Raw genomic sequence first — 18897 nt, 5'->3', positions numbered from 1 at the left:
GCGCGGCGTGCGCGTGCGGCGTGCGGCAGCGGCCCCCGCTCACGGTAACGACTGACCAGCGCGAACTACTCAGCCCGACGCGCCCTGCTCGACCGGCTCGCGCCACTGCGCCGAGCTGGTCCGATTACGCCCCTGCTCCTTCGCGATATACAGTTGCCGGTCGGCCTCGGCGAGCAACGCGGCCGCGCCGCCGCGCTGCTTGCGCGTGGGCGTCGCCGTCGCGCAACCGACACTGACGGTCAGCGTGATTCCGGCCTCGGCTCCGCGCACGACCACCACCTTGCCTTCCACCTCGCGGCGAATCCGTTCGCCGATCTCGAACGCGCGCTGCGCCGTCGTGTCCGGCAACACCACCGCGAACTCTTCGCCGCCGTAGCGCGCGACCAGATCGACCGAGCGCCGCGCCACCGATGCAATGCGGGCGGCCACCGCGATCAGCGCCTCGTCGCCGCTCGCATGGCCATACGTATCGTTGAAACGCTTGAAGTGATCGATATCGATAAACAGCACCGACAGCGGTTTCTGCTCGCGTTGCGCGCGCCGCCATTCTTCGCCGAGCCGCTGGTCGAGCACGCGGCGATTGCTCAGGCGGGTCAGCGGATCGGTGGCGGCGAGGCGCATCAACGCGGACTGCGCGCGCTGCTTGTCGCGCAACGCAAACGCGAGCAGCCACGACACCACCACGAACACGCCGCCGAACGCGACCGTCAGCGCGCCGGCCAGATCGCTGCGCTGCCGCCACGGCGCGAGCACGTCGTCGAGCGCGGGCGCGACCACCGCGATCAGCGGCGTGCCGGGTACATGTGCATAGGTGTACATACGACGCACGCCATCGATCGTCGCGGTCGCTACATAGGTGCCCGAATCATGCGTGGCCATCGTGCGGAAAGTCGGCGAACCGGCGACGCTCGCGCCGACCTCGTGCTCGTCGAACGGCTTGCGCGCGAGCAGCGTGCCGTCTTTCATCACGATAAACACCGAGCCCTTGCGGCCGGTATCGATCTGCGCGAGCAGATGTTCGAAGTACTCGATGCGAATCGCCAGCAGCGCGACGCCGGCGAAGCGGCCCTGCGCATCGTCGATGCGCCGCGTCAGCGCCACCGATAACTTCTCGCCGCGCAGCCGCGAGCGGAACGGATGCGAGAAATAAAGGCCCGTCGCGGGATTGCGCTGTTGCGCCTGGAAATAATCGCGGTCGTCCAGATGAACCGACGGATCGACCGTATCGTTCTGCGCGGCGCTCACCGTGCCGTCCGCGCCGAGCAGATACGCACCGCCGAGATACGCGGCGGTGGTCGCGCGATCGAACAGCATCGCGCGCCGCAGCGCGGCCGGCAGGCTCTGCATTCGCGGATCGCGCGCGCCGTCCACCATCGCTTGCAACGACAGGTCGTAGATCTCGACATTGCGCGCGAGATCCATCGATATGATCGATACGAGGTTTTGCGAGGTCTGGCGCGCATGTTCGAGCGCGTCGCGGCGGCCGGCGTTCAGCGTGGCAAGCGTCAGGCCGGCCATCGCGGTCGCGACCAGCGTGCCGGCGATCCCCGCGAGCCACGGCCAGTCGCTGACATGGCGGACCATGCCGGCTCTGAGCCGATGCCAGATCGCTCGCACGCGGCAACGTCCCCGATGCGTTTGCTGTACCACGCCGATCGCCTCCTTGTGCGGACGATTTTTCTGTCACCAGCGTCGCGGCCCGACGTGGCTCCCCTTTTTGTTCGCGTCGTTCGCTTCGCTTGTTTCGTTCGTTTCGTTGCTCTGGCGCCGGGCGCGCATTCCCGCCGCTGCTCAGTCGAGCAATCTGGCCGCCGCGCGCAGACGGCGTTTGCGCTCCCGGTTCAGCCAGTCCAGCGCGGTGTCCAGCTCGCCGCTACTGCTCGTTATCGCCGCATTGTCGCGCAATAGCGTCGCGCTGGCGACGGTGTCGTTCAGCATCCCGAAGCGCTTTTGCAGGCGTTTCAAACGCTTCAGCATGCGCTTATGGCCGTCCTGCAATTGCGGCCCGAAAAACTCGAACAGATAGCGCAATTTTTTACCGGCCTTTCTGACGTCGTGAAAAGCCGCATAGTCGGAACGCTTCGCGCGCCGCGCACGTTTGATGCGTTTTTTTAGCGTGCGCTCCGATGCGTTCACGCGTTTGGCGGCGAACTTGTGCAGTGCAATGCGCGGCGTATGCGCGGTGTTCAACTGCGCGGTCGTGGTCGTGAACGCGTCGCGCAGCAGATGCTTGACGTCGGCGTTGAGCAGCGTGTCGCGGCTGACCGCGAGCGTTTCGCCGCGCGCCTGCCGCAGCTTCGGCAGCAGATCTTTCGCGCCGCCCCGTTGGTCCTCCAGCAGTTCGATCAGGATGTCCCAGTCGCGGGTCTTGCCGGCTGCCGTCGCGAGGAACTGATAGACCGCGCGTTGCCGGGCGTTTTCGCCCTTGTCGAGCAGCGGCGCGAATGCCCACCACAATGAACGCAAGCGCCGTAACGACACGCGCAATTTGTGCAGCGCTTCGGGCGACGGATCGTCATGGACCGCATCGGCCAGCGCGATCGTCTCGCCGATCAGCGGCCCGGCATATGCGCCGAACGCCTGTTGCGCGGAGGCTTCGCGAGTGGGCTGGGGAGTGCTTTCGCTGTCTTGCTTCATCGACGCTCCTCGAAACATGACGGTATTTTCAGCGTAGCAAAAATAGTGCACGCGAGCGATTCGCGTGCGCGTCCACAGCGTCTGATCGTGAAGCTATCGGTATCGGCGTGTCGTGCGTATCCGCGCATTCCCAGCGCACGCAGTGTAGCAATCCACTTCAACGAGGATCTATGCGAATACTCGTAGTCGGCGCCATCGGTCTGCCCGGCTCCGCCGTGGTGAAACTACTGGTAGCCGGGTCGGCGAAATTCGCATCGCTCGAAGTGTCCTCGCGGCGTTTCTATTCGCCGTTTGTTTCATAGCGATTCTCAGTGTAGTTTTTGCACTGTTCTCGTTCGGATTTCTTAATTTTTCCGACTCGCCCAGCGGCGGTGCATTCACCCTTGCGGCACGCGGCGTAAGCCCCGTGCCGCAGCCGTCTTAGCGGCACTCCGGCGCCGTCATGCAATTGTCATCATTGCGACACATCGCGCCAGCAGCATCGGGAGTCCGCGACAAACTTTTGGGGCTTATGTCATGCCGGAACTTTCGTATCCGCAACCCGGCGCCGCTAGCGGCAAAGGGCGTAACTTCGGACTGTTTATCTTTCTGGCCCTGCTGGCGGGCGGCGTCGTATATTGCGCGGTCCATCTCCTCGACGATTTGCAGCCCGTTCGCGAAAGCTCGGTGTTGCCGTATCTGCTATTGGGAGTCGCGCTGCTGATCGCGCTCGGCTTCGAGTTCGTCAACGGCTTTCACGATACGGCCAACGCGGTCGCCACCGTGATCTATACCCATTCGCTGACGCCCAATCTCGCAGTGGTCTGGTCGGGCGCGTGGAATTTTCTCGGCGTGCTGACTTCGAGCGGCGCGGTCGCCTTCGGCATCCTGCAACTGCTGCCGGTCGAACTGATTTTGCAGGTCGGCAGCAGCGCCGGCTTCGCGATGGTGTTCGCACTGCTGATCGCCGCGATCATCTGGAATCTCGGCACCTGGTATTTCGGCCTGCCCTCGTCGAGCTCGCACACGCTGATCGGCTCGATCATCGGCGTCGGTCTGATGAATCAGATGCTGCATGGCGCGAACGGCACCAGCGGGGTCGACTGGAATCAGGCGCTCGGTGTCGGCAAGTCGCTGCTGTTCTCGCCGCTGATCGGCTTTCTGCTCGCCGGTCTGTTGCTGCTGATTCTCAAGGCGGTGGTGCGGGTGCCGGCGCTGTATGCCGAACCCAAAGGCAAGGAGCCGCCGCCGTTCTGGATTCGCTGCCTGCTGATTCTGACCTGCACCGGCGTGTCGTTCGCGCACGGTTCGAACGACGGCCAGAAAGGCATGGGCCTGATCATGCTGATCCTGATCGGCACGGTGCCCACCGCGTATGCGCTGAACAAGGCGGTCACCGCGGAGCAGACGCAGAACTTCGTCGCGGTCGCGCAGCAGACGTCGGCGACGCTCGCCCGCCACACCCAGGGCGCCGCGCCTTCCGCGAATCCGCGTGCCGATGTCGAGGAATTCGTGCGCACCCGGCAGCTGACGCCCGCCACGCTGCCGGCACTGCAGCAATTGACCGCGCAGATCGGCCAGCAGGTGGCCTCGTATGGCTCGATGGCCGCGGTGCCGCAGAGCGTGGTCGATAACGTGCGCAACAACATGTATGTGACGTCCGAGGCGATTCGTCTGATGCAAAAGGCCAATCAGCCGCAGTTCTCGCCAGAGGACGCGAAGGTGATCGGCAACTTCAGAAAGCAGATCGACGGCGCGACCAAATTCATTCCGACATGGGTCAAAGTCGCGGTGGCGATCGCGCTGGGGCTCGGCACGATGGTCGGCTGGAAGCGCATCGTCGTGACGGTCGGCGAGAAGATCGGCAAGCAGCATCTGACCTATGGGCAAGGCGCGGCCGCCGAAGTCGTCGCGATGGTGACGATCGGCGCCGCCGACGTCTATGGCCTGCCGGTATCGACGACCCATGTGCTGTCGTCCGGCGTGGCCGGCACGATGGCCGCCAACGGTTCGGGTCTGCAATGGGGCACGGTGCGCAGTCTGCTGCTCGCCTGGGTGCTGACGCTGCCCGCGTCGATCGGGCTCGCGGCCGGGTTGTACTGGGTATTCCGCACGGTGTTCTAGGCGCGGATACGCGTAGATTCAAGGACAAAAAAAGCGCGGTACTTTATGTACCGCGCTTTTTTATTGGGCCGCCGCGCTATGCGTAAGCGGCTCGCGATCAATACGTGTCGGGCACGATCATCGCCTGCGGCACCGGCTGACGGCTATAGTCCTCGTGATAAACACGCGACGGCAATTCGATCTGCGGATGCTCGATCTCGTGATACGGCACCTGGCTGAGCAGATGATGAATGCAGTTCAGACGCGCGCGTTTCTTGTCGACCGCCTGTACGACCCACCACGGCGCCTCCGGAATATGCGAGCGCTGCAGCATTACCTCTTTTGCCTGCGTATAGGCTTCCCAGCGACGCCGGCTTTCCAGGTCCATCGGGCTCAGTTTCCACTGCTTGAGCGGATCGTGAATACGGTTCTGGAAGCGGATTTCCTGCTCTTCGTCGGTAATCGAAAACCAGTACTTGAGAATCTGCACGCCGCTGCGCACCAGCATCTTTTCGAACTCGGGCACCGAGCGGAAAAACTCTTCGTACTCGTCGTCGGTGCAGAAATTCATCACGCGCTCGACGCCCGCGCGGTTATACCAGCTGCGATCGAACAGCACCATTTCGCCGCCAGCGGGCAGATGCGACACATAGCGCTGGAAATACCATTGCGTGCGCTCGCGATTGTTCGGCGCGGGCAGCGCGGCGACGCGGCATACGCGCGGATTGAGCCGCTGCGTAATGCGCTTGATCGCGCCGCCTTTACCGGCCGCGTCGCGGCCCTCGAAAATCACCACCAGCCGATGGCCGGTCTTGACGATCCAGTCCTGCAGCTTGACCAGTTCGCCCTGCAGCCGGAACAGCTCGCGGAAATAGTGCTTGCGCGCCTCGCGATGCTCGGCGGTAAAGCCGCCCGGACCGTCGATGATCCGATCGTCGACTTCCATTTCGAGTTCTTCGTCGTAGGCATCGATCAGGTCTTCCTCGAAACGGCGCTGCCGCTCCGCCATCAGTTCGACTTCAGATCTCGGGTCCGGCTCTTTCATTGCGGCTCTCCTCGCAACAGGAATGGAATGGCGCGCGGCGGCGAGCGCGACGCGGGCGCTTTCGATTATCGAAGCGCGAGGTGTCACGCGTATTACCGCAACGGGCGCGCCTATGGCGATGTTCATGATAGCGAGTTTTGCGCCCGAAACCGCCGGCGGCGGCCGGTGCTTCCCGCGTTCCCGCTGCTTCTCCTTGCTTCTCCTTGCGTCTTCCGAAACTAACGCAGCGGCCGCGCAAAGCTCAGTTCATGGCCGTCGGGATCGGTGATATGGAAATAGCGCTCGCCCCACGGCGCATCCGCCGGCTCAAACGACGGCTGCAATCCCGCCGCGAGCGCCCTACGATAAATCGCATCGACGTCCGAAACATAGACGATCACGCGCCCCCACCAGTTGACCGGCGCGCGCGGATCGGCGATCAGGTTCAGATACGAGCCGCCGAATTCGAACGAGGTGAATGCTTCCTGCGGACCGCCGAATTTAAGCGGAAAGCCGAGCGCCAGATAGAACGGCACCGCGCGCCGCATATCGGCGGTCGCGAGGGTGATCGCGCTGAGCGATTCGATGCGCGGTTCGGCGGGCGTGGGTGGTGACGCTGAAGAGGCGGCTGCGGACATAGCGATGGTCTCCGTGGCGCGTGACAGGCGGCGGGTGGTTGGCATGAGCTTAAGGGTACCCTTGAAAACCCGCGCGGCGCCCCGCATTTCGCAGCCCGTTTATCTGGAGCATCGCAATGGGAAGCCGCCCACGCTTCATCGATGACCTGACGAGCGCCGCAGCCGACGCCCCCGGGCCCCAATCCACCGCCCTACTCAACCCCGACGACGACGCGTTGCTGGACGCGTACTCGCGCACCGTAATCGGCGCGCTGAAACGCGTGCAGCAGGCGGTCGCGTTTATCGCGGTCGAACGCCGGCTGCCCGGCGAGCCGTCCGCGCAAGGCCGCGGCGCGCGCGGCGGCAGCGGTTCGGGTTTTCTATTCACGCCCGACGGTTATCTGCTGACCAATAGCCATGTCGTGCATGGCGCGACGCATATCCAGGTGACGCTTGCCGACGGCGCGAAATTCGACGCCGATCTGGTCGGCGACGATCCCGGCAGCGATCTCGCGGTACTGCGGATCGGCTCGCCGGAACCGTTGCCGCATGTCGATCTGGGCGATTCGTCGAAGCTGCGGGCCGGCCAGATCGCGATTGCGGTCGGCAATCCGCTCGGTCTGCAGCAGACGGTGACGACCGGCGTGATTTCCGCGCTCGGCCGATCGCTGCGCTCGAACTCGGGCCGCATGATTTACGACGTGATCCAGACCGACGCGGCGCTCAATCCGGGCAATTCGGGCGGGCCGCTGATCAATTCGGCGGGCCAGGTGATCGGCGTGAATACGGCGATCATCCCCGGCGCGCAGGCGATCTGTTTCGCAACCGCGATCGACACCGCGAAGTGGGTAATCATGCAGATCTTTGCGCATGGCCGGGTGCGGCGCGCATATATCGGCGTGGCCGGCACCACCACGCCGCTATCGCGGCGCGTGCAGCGCTATTTCGGTCTGAGCGCGACCAGCGGCGTGCATGTGATGGAGCTGGTCAAAGGCAGCCCGGCCGCGCTCGGCGGCCTGCGCACCGACGACACGATCGTCGCGATCGACGCGCAGCCGGTGCAGGACGTGGATAGCCTGCAGCGCACGCTGGACGCATCGCGGATCGACAGGCCGGTGAATGTGACCGTGCTGCGCGGCGCGCAGCGGGTCGAATTGACGGTGACGCCGGTGGAGCAGGCGGGGTGATCGCTTTGCTGGCCGCGCTGCGGCCAGCAGGGCTCACGGACGGTTTTCGACTCTACAATCAACCCTACATCGAACCCTACAGGAAAAAGAAAAATACATTACAAATCAAGAAATTACAGTATAAAATCGCGGACATCGAACCCTACATTCAACCCTACCGTCCGCTATGACGACTGTCGTTTCATTCGAACCGTTGTTTCCCGAGGACCGGGTACTCGATCCCCTGCTCGATCGCACCGCGGAGCTTGTCGATTCGTCCCGGCAATTGCAGGCCGTGCAACGAACCCCGCTAGCCTTGGCGCTGATACCGCAGTTGCGGGCGATGAATTCGTATTACACCAACAAGATCGAAGGGCAGCACACCACACCGGCAAAGATCGAGGCCGCCCTGATGCGCGACTATTCACCCGACCATACCGAACGAAAAAAACAGCGCCTGGCAATTGCGCATATTGCGGCGGAAACGGCGCTGGAAGAAGAATGGGGTTCGCTCGAGGTCTCCGCTTTATTTGAACCGGCACGGCTAACCACTATTCACGACCGGTTTTTTTCCGATCTGCCAGCCGATGAGCGATTTACCAGCGAAGGCGAACCAATCGTCCCCGGTGAGCTTCGTCAGATCGACGTTACCGTTGGCCGCCATCTGGCGCCGGAGCCCGGCATGATCGAGCCGCTACTCGACGCATGGGCAAAACGCTATGCGCGTATCCGGATCAAGGAGTATCAGTTGATTGGGATCGCCTGTTCGCATCATCGGTTGGCCTGGATTCACCCGTTTGCGGACGGCAATGGCCGGGTAGCACGCCTGCATTCGCATCTCGCGTTGCGAGCGGCTGATTTAACCCATGATCTCTGGTCGCCGCTGCGCGGCCTGGCACGCGAACACGAGCTGTATTACGCAAGATTGAGTGAAGCCGATCAGACCCGTCGCAACGATCTCGACGGTCGAGGCAATCTTTCGCAGGAAGGTCTGGTGAAATTCGCGCAGTTCTTTCTCGACTGCTGCCTGGACCAGGTACGTTTTATGGTCCGTATGACCGAATTCGATGGCGTAACGGATCGCCTGCTCGATCTATTGCGATATCTCGATGCCAACCCCTGGATGGTGGGCTCCGAAAAATCGGTTATCCGTCCCGAGGCCTCTGGCCTTGCGATGGAATTCGTGGCCACGCGGCGCGCCGTTACGCGCGCGGAATTCAATCAGATGCTCGGCGTAAGCGATGTTCTGGCGCGCCGGATTACGCGCTCGCTACTCGATATCGGCCTGCTGAATTCGCCTTCGCATCGCGGCGATCTTTCATTCGGACTCCCGTTAAAAAGCCTTCGCTTTCTATTTCCGCGCTTATGGCCTGAAGTCGATCAGGAGTAGCCGCATCAACAACGGTAATGCCGCCGGGCCAGCCGGCGGCATTCGCATTCCTACCTCACCACCCGCGCCACCCCACGCCCGCGCGGATCGGCCGCCGGCTCCGGCTTGTCGCCGTTGATCCTGATCACCTGGATATCGCCGTTGAACCCCTGCCCCGACAACGTATAGCCCTTCGCTTCGATCTGCTTGGCCAGCTCGCCGTCGATCGGCTTATACGGCTCCCAGAAAATCGTATTGGCCGGCAATAGCTGATGATGGAAACGCATCGCGGCAAGCGCATCCGGCAACGGCATCTCGTAGTCGTAGAGGTTGTTGATCACCTGGAAGATCGACGTAAAGATACGCGAGCCGCCCGGTGTGCCGATCACCAGCACAACCTTGCCGTCGCGGGTCAGAATGGTCGGCGTCATCGACGACAGCGGGCGCTTTTTCGGCTCGATCGCATTCGCGTCGCTGCCCACCACGCCGAACATATTCGCGGCGCCCGGCTTGGCCGAGAAGTCGTCCATCTCGTCGTTCAGCACGATGCCCGCGCGATCGACCACCACGCCCGAACCGAACGCGCCGTTCAGCGTATAGGTGTTCGATACCGCGTTACCCCATTTATCGACCACCGAAAAATGCGTGGTCTCCGCTTTCTCCGGCATCGACGTGCCGAGCCCCGCCTGCACGCTCGTCGTATCGGACGGCGCATTCGGATTGACCTCGCCCGCACGCTTCGCGACATACGCGTCGTCGATCAGTTGCGCGACCGGCACGTTATAGAAGTCCGGATCGCCGAGATACTGCGCGCGATCCGCGAATACGCGCTTCTCGATCTCCGCGAGCAGATGCACGTATTGCGGGGAATTGAGCGACACGCCCTTGAAGTCGCCAGCGAGATCCGCCTTCATCTTCAGCAGCTGCACGAGGCCGATGCCGCCCGAACTCGGCGGCGGCGCGGTAATCACGCGATAGCCGCGCCACTCGGCCTGCACCGGCTCACGCCACGCCGCCTTGTATTGCGCGAGATCGGCCTTGGTAATCAGGCCGTGGCCGCGCATCGACGCGGCGATCAGATCGGCGGTCTTGCCGGTATAGAAATCTTTCGCGCCCTGCTGCGCAATCCGCTCCAGCACCGCGGCCAGATCGGGCTGCGTGAAGTTCACGCCCTGCTTCAGATTGCCGAAATAGCTATCGAAATTGGTCTTGCCCGCAAAGCTCTTCGCCGCCGAGTCGCGACGCGCCTGCAATTTCTCGCTGACCTCGAAGCCGTCGTGCGCATAGTGAATGGCCGGCGCCAGCACCTGCTTCCATTGAAGCTTGCCGAAACGGCGCTGCGCCTGCCACATTCCATCGACGGTACCCGGCACGCCGACCGCGCGATAACCGACGAGGCTCATGCCCGGCACGACTTCGCCTTTATCGTCGAGGTACATGTTTTTCGTGGCCGCGAGCGGCGCGCGTTCGCGATAGTCGAGAAAGTACGGCTTGCCGTCGACATACAGCGTCATAAAACCGCCGCCGCCGATATTGCCCGCTTCCGGATAAGTCACCGCGAGCGTAAAGGCAATCGCGACGGCCGCATCGACCGCATTGCCGCCTTCCTTGAAAATCCGCTCGGCGGTATCGGCGCTATAGCGGTCGGGAACCGCGACCGCCGCACCGGTCAGAATGGCCGGCTGGGCGGTGGCCGTCTTTGCGACGGCCGGCGTTGGCTGGAGAAAACCGCTGGAAACGGTGACGAGTGCGACCAGCGCGAGGCCGCTGGCTGATTTGATGTGACCGAACAACTTCAAGCCCTCCTGAACGATGACAACGCAATCCGTATGAAGATTTCAGCTGTCTTGCGCTTATAACACGCGCCGTCAGGATTTGCGAAGCCGCCGGGAATGCGCAGGACAAGCTGCGAGCGGCGCTTAAGCCCGCCCGCGGCTGCCTCGCGCGATCTCGTCGCCGGCATCGCGCGGCATCCGCGCGGTGATCGGAATCGATAGAAACGAGAACAGGCCGACCACCAGAAACGCGGGCCAGAAATCGGAGAACACGATCTTCGGATGGCCCTGCAGATGATGCGAAATCTGCAGCACGATGCCCGAAATCGTTACGCCGAGACCGAGCGACATCTGCTGGATCACACTCGCGACACTCGTCGCGCGGCCCACGTCGCTGCTCGGAATATCCGCATAAGCCAGCGAATTGAGCGAGGTAAATTGCAGCGACGGGAAAAAGCCGCCGACCAGCACCACGCACCAGATAACCCAATGCGGAGTGCCGGGGAAAAACAGTCCATAGACCATGATCGCGAGACCCGCGCACGCGGCATTGGCCATCAGCACGGTGCGAAAGCCGAAATGGCCGAGGATGCGCGACGCGATCGTCTTCATAAACATCGAGCCGAAAGCCGACGCACAAGTAATTGCGCCGGCGCGAAACGCGGTCATGCCGAGCCCTTCCTGCAACGCGAGCGGCAACAGAAACGGCACCGCGCCGAGACCGATACGAAACAACGAACCGCCGGCCACGCTCGCATGAAAACTCGGAATCCGCAGCAGACGCAGATCGAGTACCGGCAGCGCGACGCGATTCGCATACGCGACATAGACCAGCAATAGCACGACACCGGTCACGCACATACCGACCGAATTGCGGGTCGACACCAGTTCGCCGCCGACCAGCGACAAACCCAGCATAAACAGCGATGCGCCGCTCGCCGACAGCACGAAGCCGATCCAGTCGAGCCGGCCCGGATGCGGCTCGCGCGTATTGGAGATGTATTTATTGGTGAGCCAGATACCGAGCAGACCGATCGGCAGATTGATCACGAAGATCAGCCGCCAGTGCAGATAGGTGGTGATAAAACCGCCGAGCGGCGGACCGACCACCGGGCCGAGCAGCGCCGGGATCGATAGATAGTTCATCGCGCGGATGAATTCGGATTTCGGCAGCGAGCGAAAAATAATGATGCGCCCCACCGGCACCATCAGCGCGCCGCCGATCCCTTGCACGAAGCGCGCGACCACGAAGGTATCGAGCGATGTGGAGGCCGCGCACATCAGCGAGCCCGCCATAAAGATGCCGATCGCGGTCCGGAACACAGTGCGCGAGCCGAAGCGGTCGGCGACCCAGCCGCAGATCGGGATAAATACGCCGAGGCCGATCACATACGCGGTGACCGCGAGCTTCAGGGTAATCGGATCGTGGCCGAGATCGCGCGCCAGAACCGGCAGCGACGTCACGATGACCGTGCCGTCCACGTTTTCCATGAACATCGCGCATGCGACGATCAGCGGAACGATGAAAGTGCCTAAAGCGAGCAGCATTGTCGTAACGACGGGCGGCCAGGCCTTTGGTGGAAAGCGACGATTATGGCATTGGGGGCGGCAACAAATGTTGTTGCGCGGGGGGATTTTGCCGCGGCTAGCCGAACGAGTGGCGCGGGCGAGGCGGACAGCAAGGTGGGAAATACAGGCAACGCGGACGCTGCAAGCAGCGCGGACGGCACGTACTGCGCGCGCTACGAGCCGGCGCAAACACCGGCTCGTAGCGCGCGCGGTCGTTGAGGCTCAGCGCGACGCGCTGACCAGCGGCTGCAACTGCGGCAGGATTTCGTTGGTCGCGCGCGCGACGTCGTTCGGGAAGTCGATTTCGATCCACGGCGCGCCGGTCACGTCCGCGGTATCGAACACCGAGCTGCGTTCGAGCAGCAGGTCGCGCACCGCTTCTTCGTGCGGCATGTTGGCCCGGCCGCTGTCGATATAACCGGCGACGATCTGCGCAAAGCGTCGCGCGGTGTCCTGCTGGAAGCGGAAGAAACCGACCGACTCGCCGATCGTGTCGTACTCCAGATTGACCGCCAGCTGCTTGCGCAACTCGACCGGCACGCCGTCTTGCAGACACAGCTTGACCGGCTCGTCGCCCGCTTCGAAATCGCGGTCGATCAGCAGACGGTTGGCCGTTTCACCGGCCACCAGCGCGCTCAGAATGCGCTCGTCGTACAGCACGTCGGCATCCATCAGCAGCACGTCGCCGCCGCGCGTCAGCGCATCGGCGACCGTATGCACGGTCAGCACGCTGCCCAGATCGAAGCGCGAGTTGATCACGGTCTCGACCGAATGCGGCCAGTTGATCCGCGCGAGTTCCGCCTGCACCGATTCCGGCTGGAAACCGAGCGCCAGCACGACGTCGGTCACGCCGGCGGTTTCGAGCATCTGCAGATGCCGTTCGAGCAGGCTCATGCCGTCGAACTGCAACAGGCACTTCGGGAACTGGGCTTGCGGCGGCTGCTGAAGACGCAGGCCGAGGCCCGCTGCGAGAATGATGGCGCGCATGCGCGGTCCTTTGAAAAAATACGGAGATCAATGGGCAACCGGGGTGCGCCGTGGGGCGCGCCGCCGTTGCCAGCGTCGTTCGCTGAAATGCAGTACCAGCAGGCCCGGCAGGCCTAGCAGGAGTTCACGCGCACGCTTGGCGAGCGACAACGCCAGCGCCGCGTCGGGCGGCAGACCGACCAGCGGCGCGAGCAGCAGATAGCCGCCCTCCTGCACGCCGAGCGAACCCGGAATCATAAACGCCGCGCCGCGAATCGCCTGACCGATGCTTTCGAGCAGCAGCGCGTCGAGCCAGCCGACCGGATGGCCGAGAAAACGCAGCGCGAGCCACACCTCGACCGTGCCGACGATCCAGCCGACGAGGCTCAGCAAAAAGCTCGCGGCGACCCGGCCGCGCTCGCGGTACAGGTCCTGCACGGCCGCATCGACCGATTCCGCGCGGGTCATCAGCGACGACCAGTCGCGCTTGCCGAACAGCTTCGACACGAGGCCGAGCAAACCGCCGAACAGGCCGCGCCGCTGCGCGAAGTAAAAAAGCGCGATCAGCGCGCCGAGCACGCAGGTCGCGACGAGGGTCGCGGTGCGCACATCGTGCAGCGTGCCCTGCGCGGCATAGGCGCCGAACATCGCGAGGCCGCCGAGCGCGAACAGGATTTGCGCGAGCGCCTGCCAGGTCGTGCTGACGGTAATCGCCGCGGCCGCGTCGCGCAGCAACATGCCGCGCTGCGACAGCTGCCGCACCATCACGACCGGACCGCCGATCTGACCGGCCGGCAACAGACTATTCACCGACTCGCCGATCCAGCGCGCGAACAGCGCATCGCGCAGAGACGGCTGATGCGCGGGCGCGCCGTCGCGCGCGGGTTCGTTACGCTTGAGCAGCACCGAAATCGCGCCGGCATCGAGCACCAGTGGCACGAGGTGAAACAGCGCGACAACCGCGAGCCCCCAGCCGGCCGCGAGCAGCGTCGATGCAACCGAGCCGAACCCCTGCCACGCGAGCAGGCCGACGAACAGCGCCGTGCCGATCGACAGCAGAAGTACAGCCGCGCGACTCATGCGGAGTCCTTCGCGCGCGAGGTCATCTGACGGAACACCTGGCGGAAACCGAAGTACGCGATCGCGTCCTTCATGTTGGAGATAAAACGGCGCCACGGCCGCATGTTCGGGTCGGTCACATACTCGAACGTCAGCGACACGCGCATCTCGTTCGCACCCGCCGGCGTGATCCGGTGACGCAGCTTGTCGCCGTCGAAAAACACCAGCCCGCCCGGCGGAATCTGCACCGAACCCGGCTGGTCCGGCACATCCGGATTGCGCGTATGCAGCTCGTAGTCGAGCCGGCAGGTCGATTCGTCGATTACGCCCAGCAGCAGCGTATAGCGGCGTCCGTCGTAGTACGAAGTATCGTAATGCCAGCCGATATGGTCGCCGGGCCGCGTGTAGTAATACAGCGCGTACGCGTGCGGATCGTCGGCCGGCGACACCTGCAGCTTGTCGCCGCTCAGTTGCTCGAGCCAGCCGATCAGCTCTTTCGAGCGATACAGCTCGGCGATAAACGGCGCGAGCCGGTCGATCGTATGGCGGCTCACGCTGCCGCCCTGCTTGTGCCCCGGCAGATAGTTGCGGTTCACTTCGTCGAGCAGGGAGCGCGCGCTATGAATCAGCTGCGCGGTGACTTCCGGCGCGAGAAAGTCTTCCAGATACAGAAACGCGTCCTGCGCGGCGAAATCCTTGCGCAGGCGCGGGTTGTCGAACGTGCGGGTGCGGCTCGCGACCGCGCGGTCCGGGTCGGGCGCGGGCGTGAGCGCGGCTGCGGGAGCAACTGACGACACGGGCGCGATCACGTCGTCTTCGGCGTGGGAACTCATTCGCTGGCCCAAAGTTGAGTTTTGGAAGCTTCGGCGGGTGCCGCCGAGCGGGCGCTGCGGCGTGCAACGCGGCAGTAATCGACCACGACCCACGCGGCAAACAGCGGCGCACCGATCGACGCGACCACCACGAACGGCGCGGTCACGCTGGTCAGCGTGACGATCGGCAGCAGATACAGCACGTCCTCGGTTTCGAAACCGCCGAGCGACGCCTGTTTGGTTCCGGCCTTGCCGGCCATTTCCTCGATGCGCATGCGCAAAAAGAAAATCAGCGCAACGGCCACGCCGGCGACTGCGCCGAGCACGCCCGGCGCGATCTTCAGGCCGCCGAGCGAAGTGGCGCCAACGCCGATGCCCATGCCGACGAACAGCATCACGGTGACGAGCGCGTCGCACGCGAGGTCGTAAAAATGACCGATACGGCTCGATTTGCCACCGATACGCGCGAGCTCGCCGTCCGTATGGTCGACGAAATTGGACAGCACGATCAGCAGCGCGCCCGCATTGGCCCACGCGAAACCGCCGTGAGCAAGACACAACGCGCCCGCGACGCCGATCAGCAGGCGCAGCGTGGTCAGGTGATTGGGCGTGACCCAGGTATCGACTAGCGGTGTCACGAGCCGGCGGGCGAGCCGGGCGTCCCACGTGCGTGGCAATGGGACGTTTAATGGAGATTGGGCTTGCGAAGTCATAACCCGGAAATATATACGGGATCGTGAAAGATTGCTTTCATCCCGCGTGTTTCTTTGCGCTTGAACAATGACGTTTCGGTGTCGGCGACAAAGCGCAATCGCGGGAATCGCGATAAAGTGCGAATCCAGTTGCGCCTGCCACGCGGAATCCCTTCGATGCACGGCGTTTCGCGGCCCGCGGCGCGGCGCCCAAGGCCGTTGTGAATCCACGACATCGAAGCGGACCTGTCGCCTACACTCATGAACCGTTTTCTTGCCCCTGCCCTGTTGCTCGCGGCTCTCGCGTTGCCGCTGCCGTCGTTCGCGGTGGAACTCGATACGCCGCTGACCTGCAACGAGAGCGGCCACCAGTTCATCGCCGATCTTCTACAGCAGCAATTGATCGACCCGAAGCCGAGTCACGTGGAACGCAATTCGATCAACGCGTTTTCGCCGGTCTCCAATGCCAATCTGACCGCGTTCGGCTTTCGCGTGTTCGCGGTGGTCGGTTTCGAAAAAGACGATCCGCTGTTTCGCGTCGGCGACGGCGAGCCGCTCGCGCAATCCGCGTACGGCGCGGTCGTGTTCGGCAGCGAGGAGAAGGTGAAACGCGCGTTGCAGGACGCCGGCAGCACCGCCATCGTGCATCACGTCGCGCCGCTGATCACCGCGATTTTCTGCAAGCGCAGCTAAGGCTGCGCCGCCTTCCCTCCACTACGCTTCACCGCGCCATTTAGCCGCCGCTCACCCCGGCCGGCGAAATTCGTTTTCCACCCACGCCGCCGCGCTCGCCTTGCTGAGCTTGAAGTTCGGTGCGACCTGCACCTGCGCGATCTGTTCGCCGAACATATCGAGCGCGCTCAGCAGTGCGTACGGTTCGATGTCGTCGGGGATGATGTCGAGCGTGATTTCGAGTTCGTCGTTGCCGTCCGCGCTCGGCACCCGCAGCGTCTTGTGCAGTTGCGCGCGCAGTTGCTGCTCGTGACGGCGCAGCACTTCGGCCGCGGTCTTCACCAGCGTGTTGAACGCCGACACGTCGAGCGGCTTCGGGTCCTTCTTGTTGCGGCCCATCGTCCACGGTCCGACCAGCGCGGGCTCCGCCTCGCCGTCCTTGATCATTTCGACGGCCCAGCCTTCGTCGTCTTCGTTCTTGATCACGCGCGCGGTCCAGCCGTTGTCGCGCCACAGACGATCCTCACGCACGCTTTCGTCCGCCCCGGACGATTCGTCGGTCGGCAATTCGGCGTCCATCTCGGACGAGGGCAAGGGCGTGTCGGTCATCGCAGGTTCACTCACTTCGCAAGGCATCAAACAGATTCGAACCCGCGATTTTACCTGCCCGCGACCATGCCGCCCCGCCACCCTGCCGAACGGACAAGTCGCGGCGGCCACCGCGAACCGTCCGGGCGCGCTAATAAACTGTTTTATTCCGCATTAAAAGCGTATAAATTCCATTTTTAAATCGGGATTAAAAAACGCGGCCCACAGGCCGCGCGTAAAAATGAAAAAGACCCACTTGGTCAGAGGGGCCGTTCGGAATTATAAATGGCCGACCAGCCTGGTTTAATAGGCGCATCGCAAGACTGCGTTGCGCAAAATAGTAGGAATCAGTAGCCGTGAAAGCTCGCCGACAGGCGCTTGCGCGCTGGCGTCGTCGCGCACCGACAACGGCGTTTCGCTTGACAATGCCGCACGCATTCGATTGTCAAAAAGAGAATTCTTTTATTCGCCGGTACTTGCCGGTTTACTTTTTACATTTCCAAAGCCCGGAATTAATTATTGTAATGCGCGCAATTAAGTAGCCGCGCAACCGGAATACACTGCGCCGCGAATCGCCAGTCATCGAGCGCAATCCGCGCCTCATCGCTGGAACGCCGATTCTCCATGCACTTTTCCGGAGTAATCTGAAGATGAACAAAACCCTTATCGCGGCCGCTCTGCTGGGCGCGTTCGCCGTCACCGCGCAAGCACAGAGCAGCGTCACCTTGTACGGCTCGCTCGACGCCGGCATCGTCTATTCGAACAACCAGGGCGGCCACAGCAAATGGCAGCAAGGCAGCGGCGCGCTGTCGAATACCTACTTCGGCCTGCGCGGCAGCGAAGACCTGGGCGGCGGTCTGCACGCGCTGTTCACGTTGGAAAGCGGCTTCAATCTGAGCAACGGCCGCAACATCGAAAACAGCACGCTGTTCAACCGCCAGGCGTTCGTCGGTCTGAAGAGCAACAACTTCGGCACGCTGACCTTCGGCCGTCAATACGACTCGGTGAGCGACTATCTGGCGCCGCTGTCGGAAGCGGGCGAGGGTTTCGGCAACAACCTCGCGGCCCACCCGTTCAACAACGACAATCTGGGCAGCGCGTTCTCGATCAAGAACGCGGTCAAGTACACGAGCGTGAACTACGGCGGCCTGAAGTTCGGCGGCCTATACGGCTTCAGCAATGCGGCCGGCGAGTTCTCGAACAATCGCGCGTGGAGCGCGGGCGCTTCGTACAACAACGGCCCGCTGCGTTTGGCCGCCGCCTATCTGCAACTGAGCAACTCGGGCAGCTCGAACCTGAACGGCGCGGTATCGCAAGGCGACGGCGCCTCGGCGATCGGCGCCGATCTGCAGCGCTCGTTCGGCGCGGGTATCAGCTATGCGTTCGGCCCCGCGGTCGCCGCTTTCGTGTACACGCACTCGCAACTGGACGGCATCACCAGCATGAATGTCGGCGGCGCGACGCTGCCGGGCATCAGCGGCACCAATCTGCATCTGGACAACTACGAAGTGAACGGCCGCTATGCACTGACGCCGGCGCTGAGCGTCGCGGGCTCGTACACGTTCACCAACGGCAAGATGAGCGGCGCGAACGGCTCGGGCGATCCGCGCTGGCATACGGTGTCGCTGCAGGGTGACTATTCGCTGAGCAAGCGCACCGACGTGTATATCGAAGGCGTGTATCAGCACGCGTCGGGCAAGTTCGGCAGCTTCGGCCGCAACGTCGCGTCGATCAATACGCTCGCGCCGTCGTCGACCGACAACCAGGTGGCTGCCGCGATCGGTCTGCGTCACCGCTTCTGATAGCGACAGGTCTTCCACAGGCAGCGGCTGCGCGAGTCCGGCGATTCGCGCAGTCCCCGAACCCGCG

General features: G+C 63.3%; 17 protein-coding genes. 5 read left to right on the top strand and 12 right to left on the bottom strand.

Annotation, left to right across the window (positions count from 1 at the left end; translation table 11 throughout):
* Positions 1-69 precede the first annotated feature (69 nt).
* Entirely contained in the window at positions 70-1584 is a 1515-nt protein-coding gene (locus BTH42_RS06935) for a diguanylate cyclase (protein WP_083654684.1), read from the bottom strand.
* 207 nt (positions 1585-1791) lie between these two features.
* Positions 1792-2637, bottom strand: coding sequence for a CHAD domain-containing protein (locus BTH42_RS06930; RefSeq protein WP_075297231.1), 846 nt, complete (start codon positions 2635-2637; stop codon positions 1792-1794).
* Positions 2638-3153: 516 nt separating this feature from the next.
* On the opposite strand from BTH42_RS06930, the gene BTH42_RS06925 reads away from it, so the two are divergent.
* Positions 3154-4740, top strand: a complete 1587-nt coding sequence (locus BTH42_RS06925; protein ID WP_075297229.1) for an inorganic phosphate transporter — start codon at positions 3154-3156, stop codon at positions 4738-4740.
* 97 nt (positions 4741-4837) lie between these two features.
* Here the strand turns inward: BTH42_RS06925 and ppk2 are convergent, their stop codons facing one another.
* Both ppk2 and BTH42_RS06915 read right to left on the bottom strand, forming a co-directional pair.
* Positions 4838-5764, bottom strand: a complete 927-nt coding sequence (gene ppk2, locus BTH42_RS06920) for a polyphosphate kinase 2 (RefSeq protein ID WP_075297227.1) — start codon at positions 5762-5764, stop codon at positions 4838-4840.
* 218 nt (positions 5765-5982) lie between these two features.
* Entirely contained in the window at positions 5983-6381 is a 399-nt protein-coding gene (locus BTH42_RS06915) for a glyoxalase/bleomycin resistance/extradiol dioxygenase family protein (protein WP_075297225.1), read from the bottom strand.
* Between the two features lie 116 nt (positions 6382-6497).
* Between BTH42_RS06915 and BTH42_RS06910 the strand changes: the two genes are divergently transcribed.
* Both BTH42_RS06910 and BTH42_RS06905 read left to right on the top strand, forming a co-directional pair.
* The gene (locus BTH42_RS06910; RefSeq protein ID WP_075297223.1) at positions 6498-7547 is read left to right on the top strand and encodes a S1C family serine protease; all 1050 of its coding nucleotides are present in this window, start codon (positions 6498-6500) and stop codon (positions 7545-7547) included.
* A gap of 166 nt (positions 7548-7713) precedes the next feature.
* Positions 7714-8916, top strand: a complete 1203-nt coding sequence (locus tag BTH42_RS06905) for a Fic family protein (RefSeq protein WP_075297221.1) — start codon at positions 7714-7716, stop codon at positions 8914-8916.
* Between the two features lie 50 nt (positions 8917-8966).
* On the opposite strand, the gene ggt is transcribed toward BTH42_RS06905, so the two are convergent.
* The 7 genes from ggt to BTH42_RS34705 form a co-directional block, all read right to left on the bottom strand.
* The gene (gene ggt, locus BTH42_RS06900; RefSeq protein WP_083654683.1) at positions 8967-10694 is read right to left on the bottom strand and encodes a gamma-glutamyltransferase; all 1728 of its coding nucleotides are present in this window, start codon (positions 10692-10694) and stop codon (positions 8967-8969) included.
* Positions 10695-10814: 120 nt separating this feature from the next.
* Positions 10815-12218, bottom strand: a complete 1404-nt coding sequence (locus BTH42_RS06895) for an MFS transporter (protein ID WP_075297219.1) — start codon at positions 12216-12218, stop codon at positions 10815-10817.
* Between the two features lie 243 nt (positions 12219-12461).
* The gene (locus BTH42_RS06890; RefSeq protein ID WP_075297217.1) at positions 12462-13226 is read right to left on the bottom strand and encodes an NTP transferase domain-containing protein; all 765 of its coding nucleotides are present in this window, start codon (positions 13224-13226) and stop codon (positions 12462-12464) included.
* 27 nt (positions 13227-13253) lie between these two features.
* Positions 13254-14285, bottom strand: coding sequence for a lysylphosphatidylglycerol synthase domain-containing protein (locus BTH42_RS06885; protein WP_075297215.1), 1032 nt, complete (start codon positions 14283-14285; stop codon positions 13254-13256).
* A complete protein-coding gene (locus BTH42_RS06880) occupies positions 14282-15097 on the bottom strand; it encodes a 2OG-Fe(II) oxygenase (RefSeq protein WP_075297213.1) in 816 nt (271 codons plus the stop codon). The genes BTH42_RS06885 and BTH42_RS06880 overlap by 4 nt, the downstream gene beginning before the upstream one ends.
* Positions 15094-15789 carry a CDP-alcohol phosphatidyltransferase family protein gene (locus BTH42_RS06875; RefSeq protein ID WP_075297211.1) on the bottom strand — a complete coding sequence of 232 codons (696 nt, stop codon included), beginning with the start codon at positions 15787-15789 and terminating at the stop codon, positions 15094-15096. Before BTH42_RS06875 ends, BTH42_RS06880 begins: the two co-directional genes overlap by 4 nt.
* Complete coding sequence (locus BTH42_RS34705; RefSeq protein WP_143751988.1) at positions 15786-16031, bottom strand: hypothetical protein; 246 nt, start codon at positions 16029-16031, stop codon at positions 15786-15788. Before BTH42_RS34705 ends, BTH42_RS06875 begins: the two co-directional genes overlap by 4 nt.
* Here BTH42_RS34705 and BTH42_RS06870 point away from each other — a divergent pair.
* Positions 16030-16461, top strand: coding sequence for a hypothetical protein (locus BTH42_RS06870; protein WP_075297209.1), 432 nt, complete (start codon positions 16030-16032; stop codon positions 16459-16461). The genes BTH42_RS34705 and BTH42_RS06870 overlap by 2 nt on opposite strands.
* A gap of 51 nt (positions 16462-16512) precedes the next feature.
* Here BTH42_RS06870 and BTH42_RS06865 read toward each other — a convergent pair whose 3' ends face one another.
* Entirely contained in the window at positions 16513-17049 is a 537-nt protein-coding gene (locus BTH42_RS06865) for a hypothetical protein (RefSeq protein ID WP_075297207.1), read from the bottom strand.
* Between the two features lie 629 nt (positions 17050-17678).
* Between BTH42_RS06865 and BTH42_RS06860 the strand changes: the two genes are divergently transcribed.
* Entirely contained in the window at positions 17679-18830 is a 1152-nt protein-coding gene (locus BTH42_RS06860) for a porin (RefSeq protein ID WP_075297205.1), read from the top strand.
* The last annotated feature ends 67 nt before the right edge of the window (positions 18831-18897 follow it).

Origin of the sequence: Burkholderia sp. SRS-W-2-2016 (genome assembly GCF_001931485.1) — a bacterium.
Lineage (GTDB): Bacteria > Pseudomonadota > Gammaproteobacteria > Burkholderiales > Burkholderiaceae > Paraburkholderia.
The sequence above is the reverse complement of the archived record's forward strand: the minus strand, read 5'-3'. Positions and strand labels throughout refer to the sequence as shown.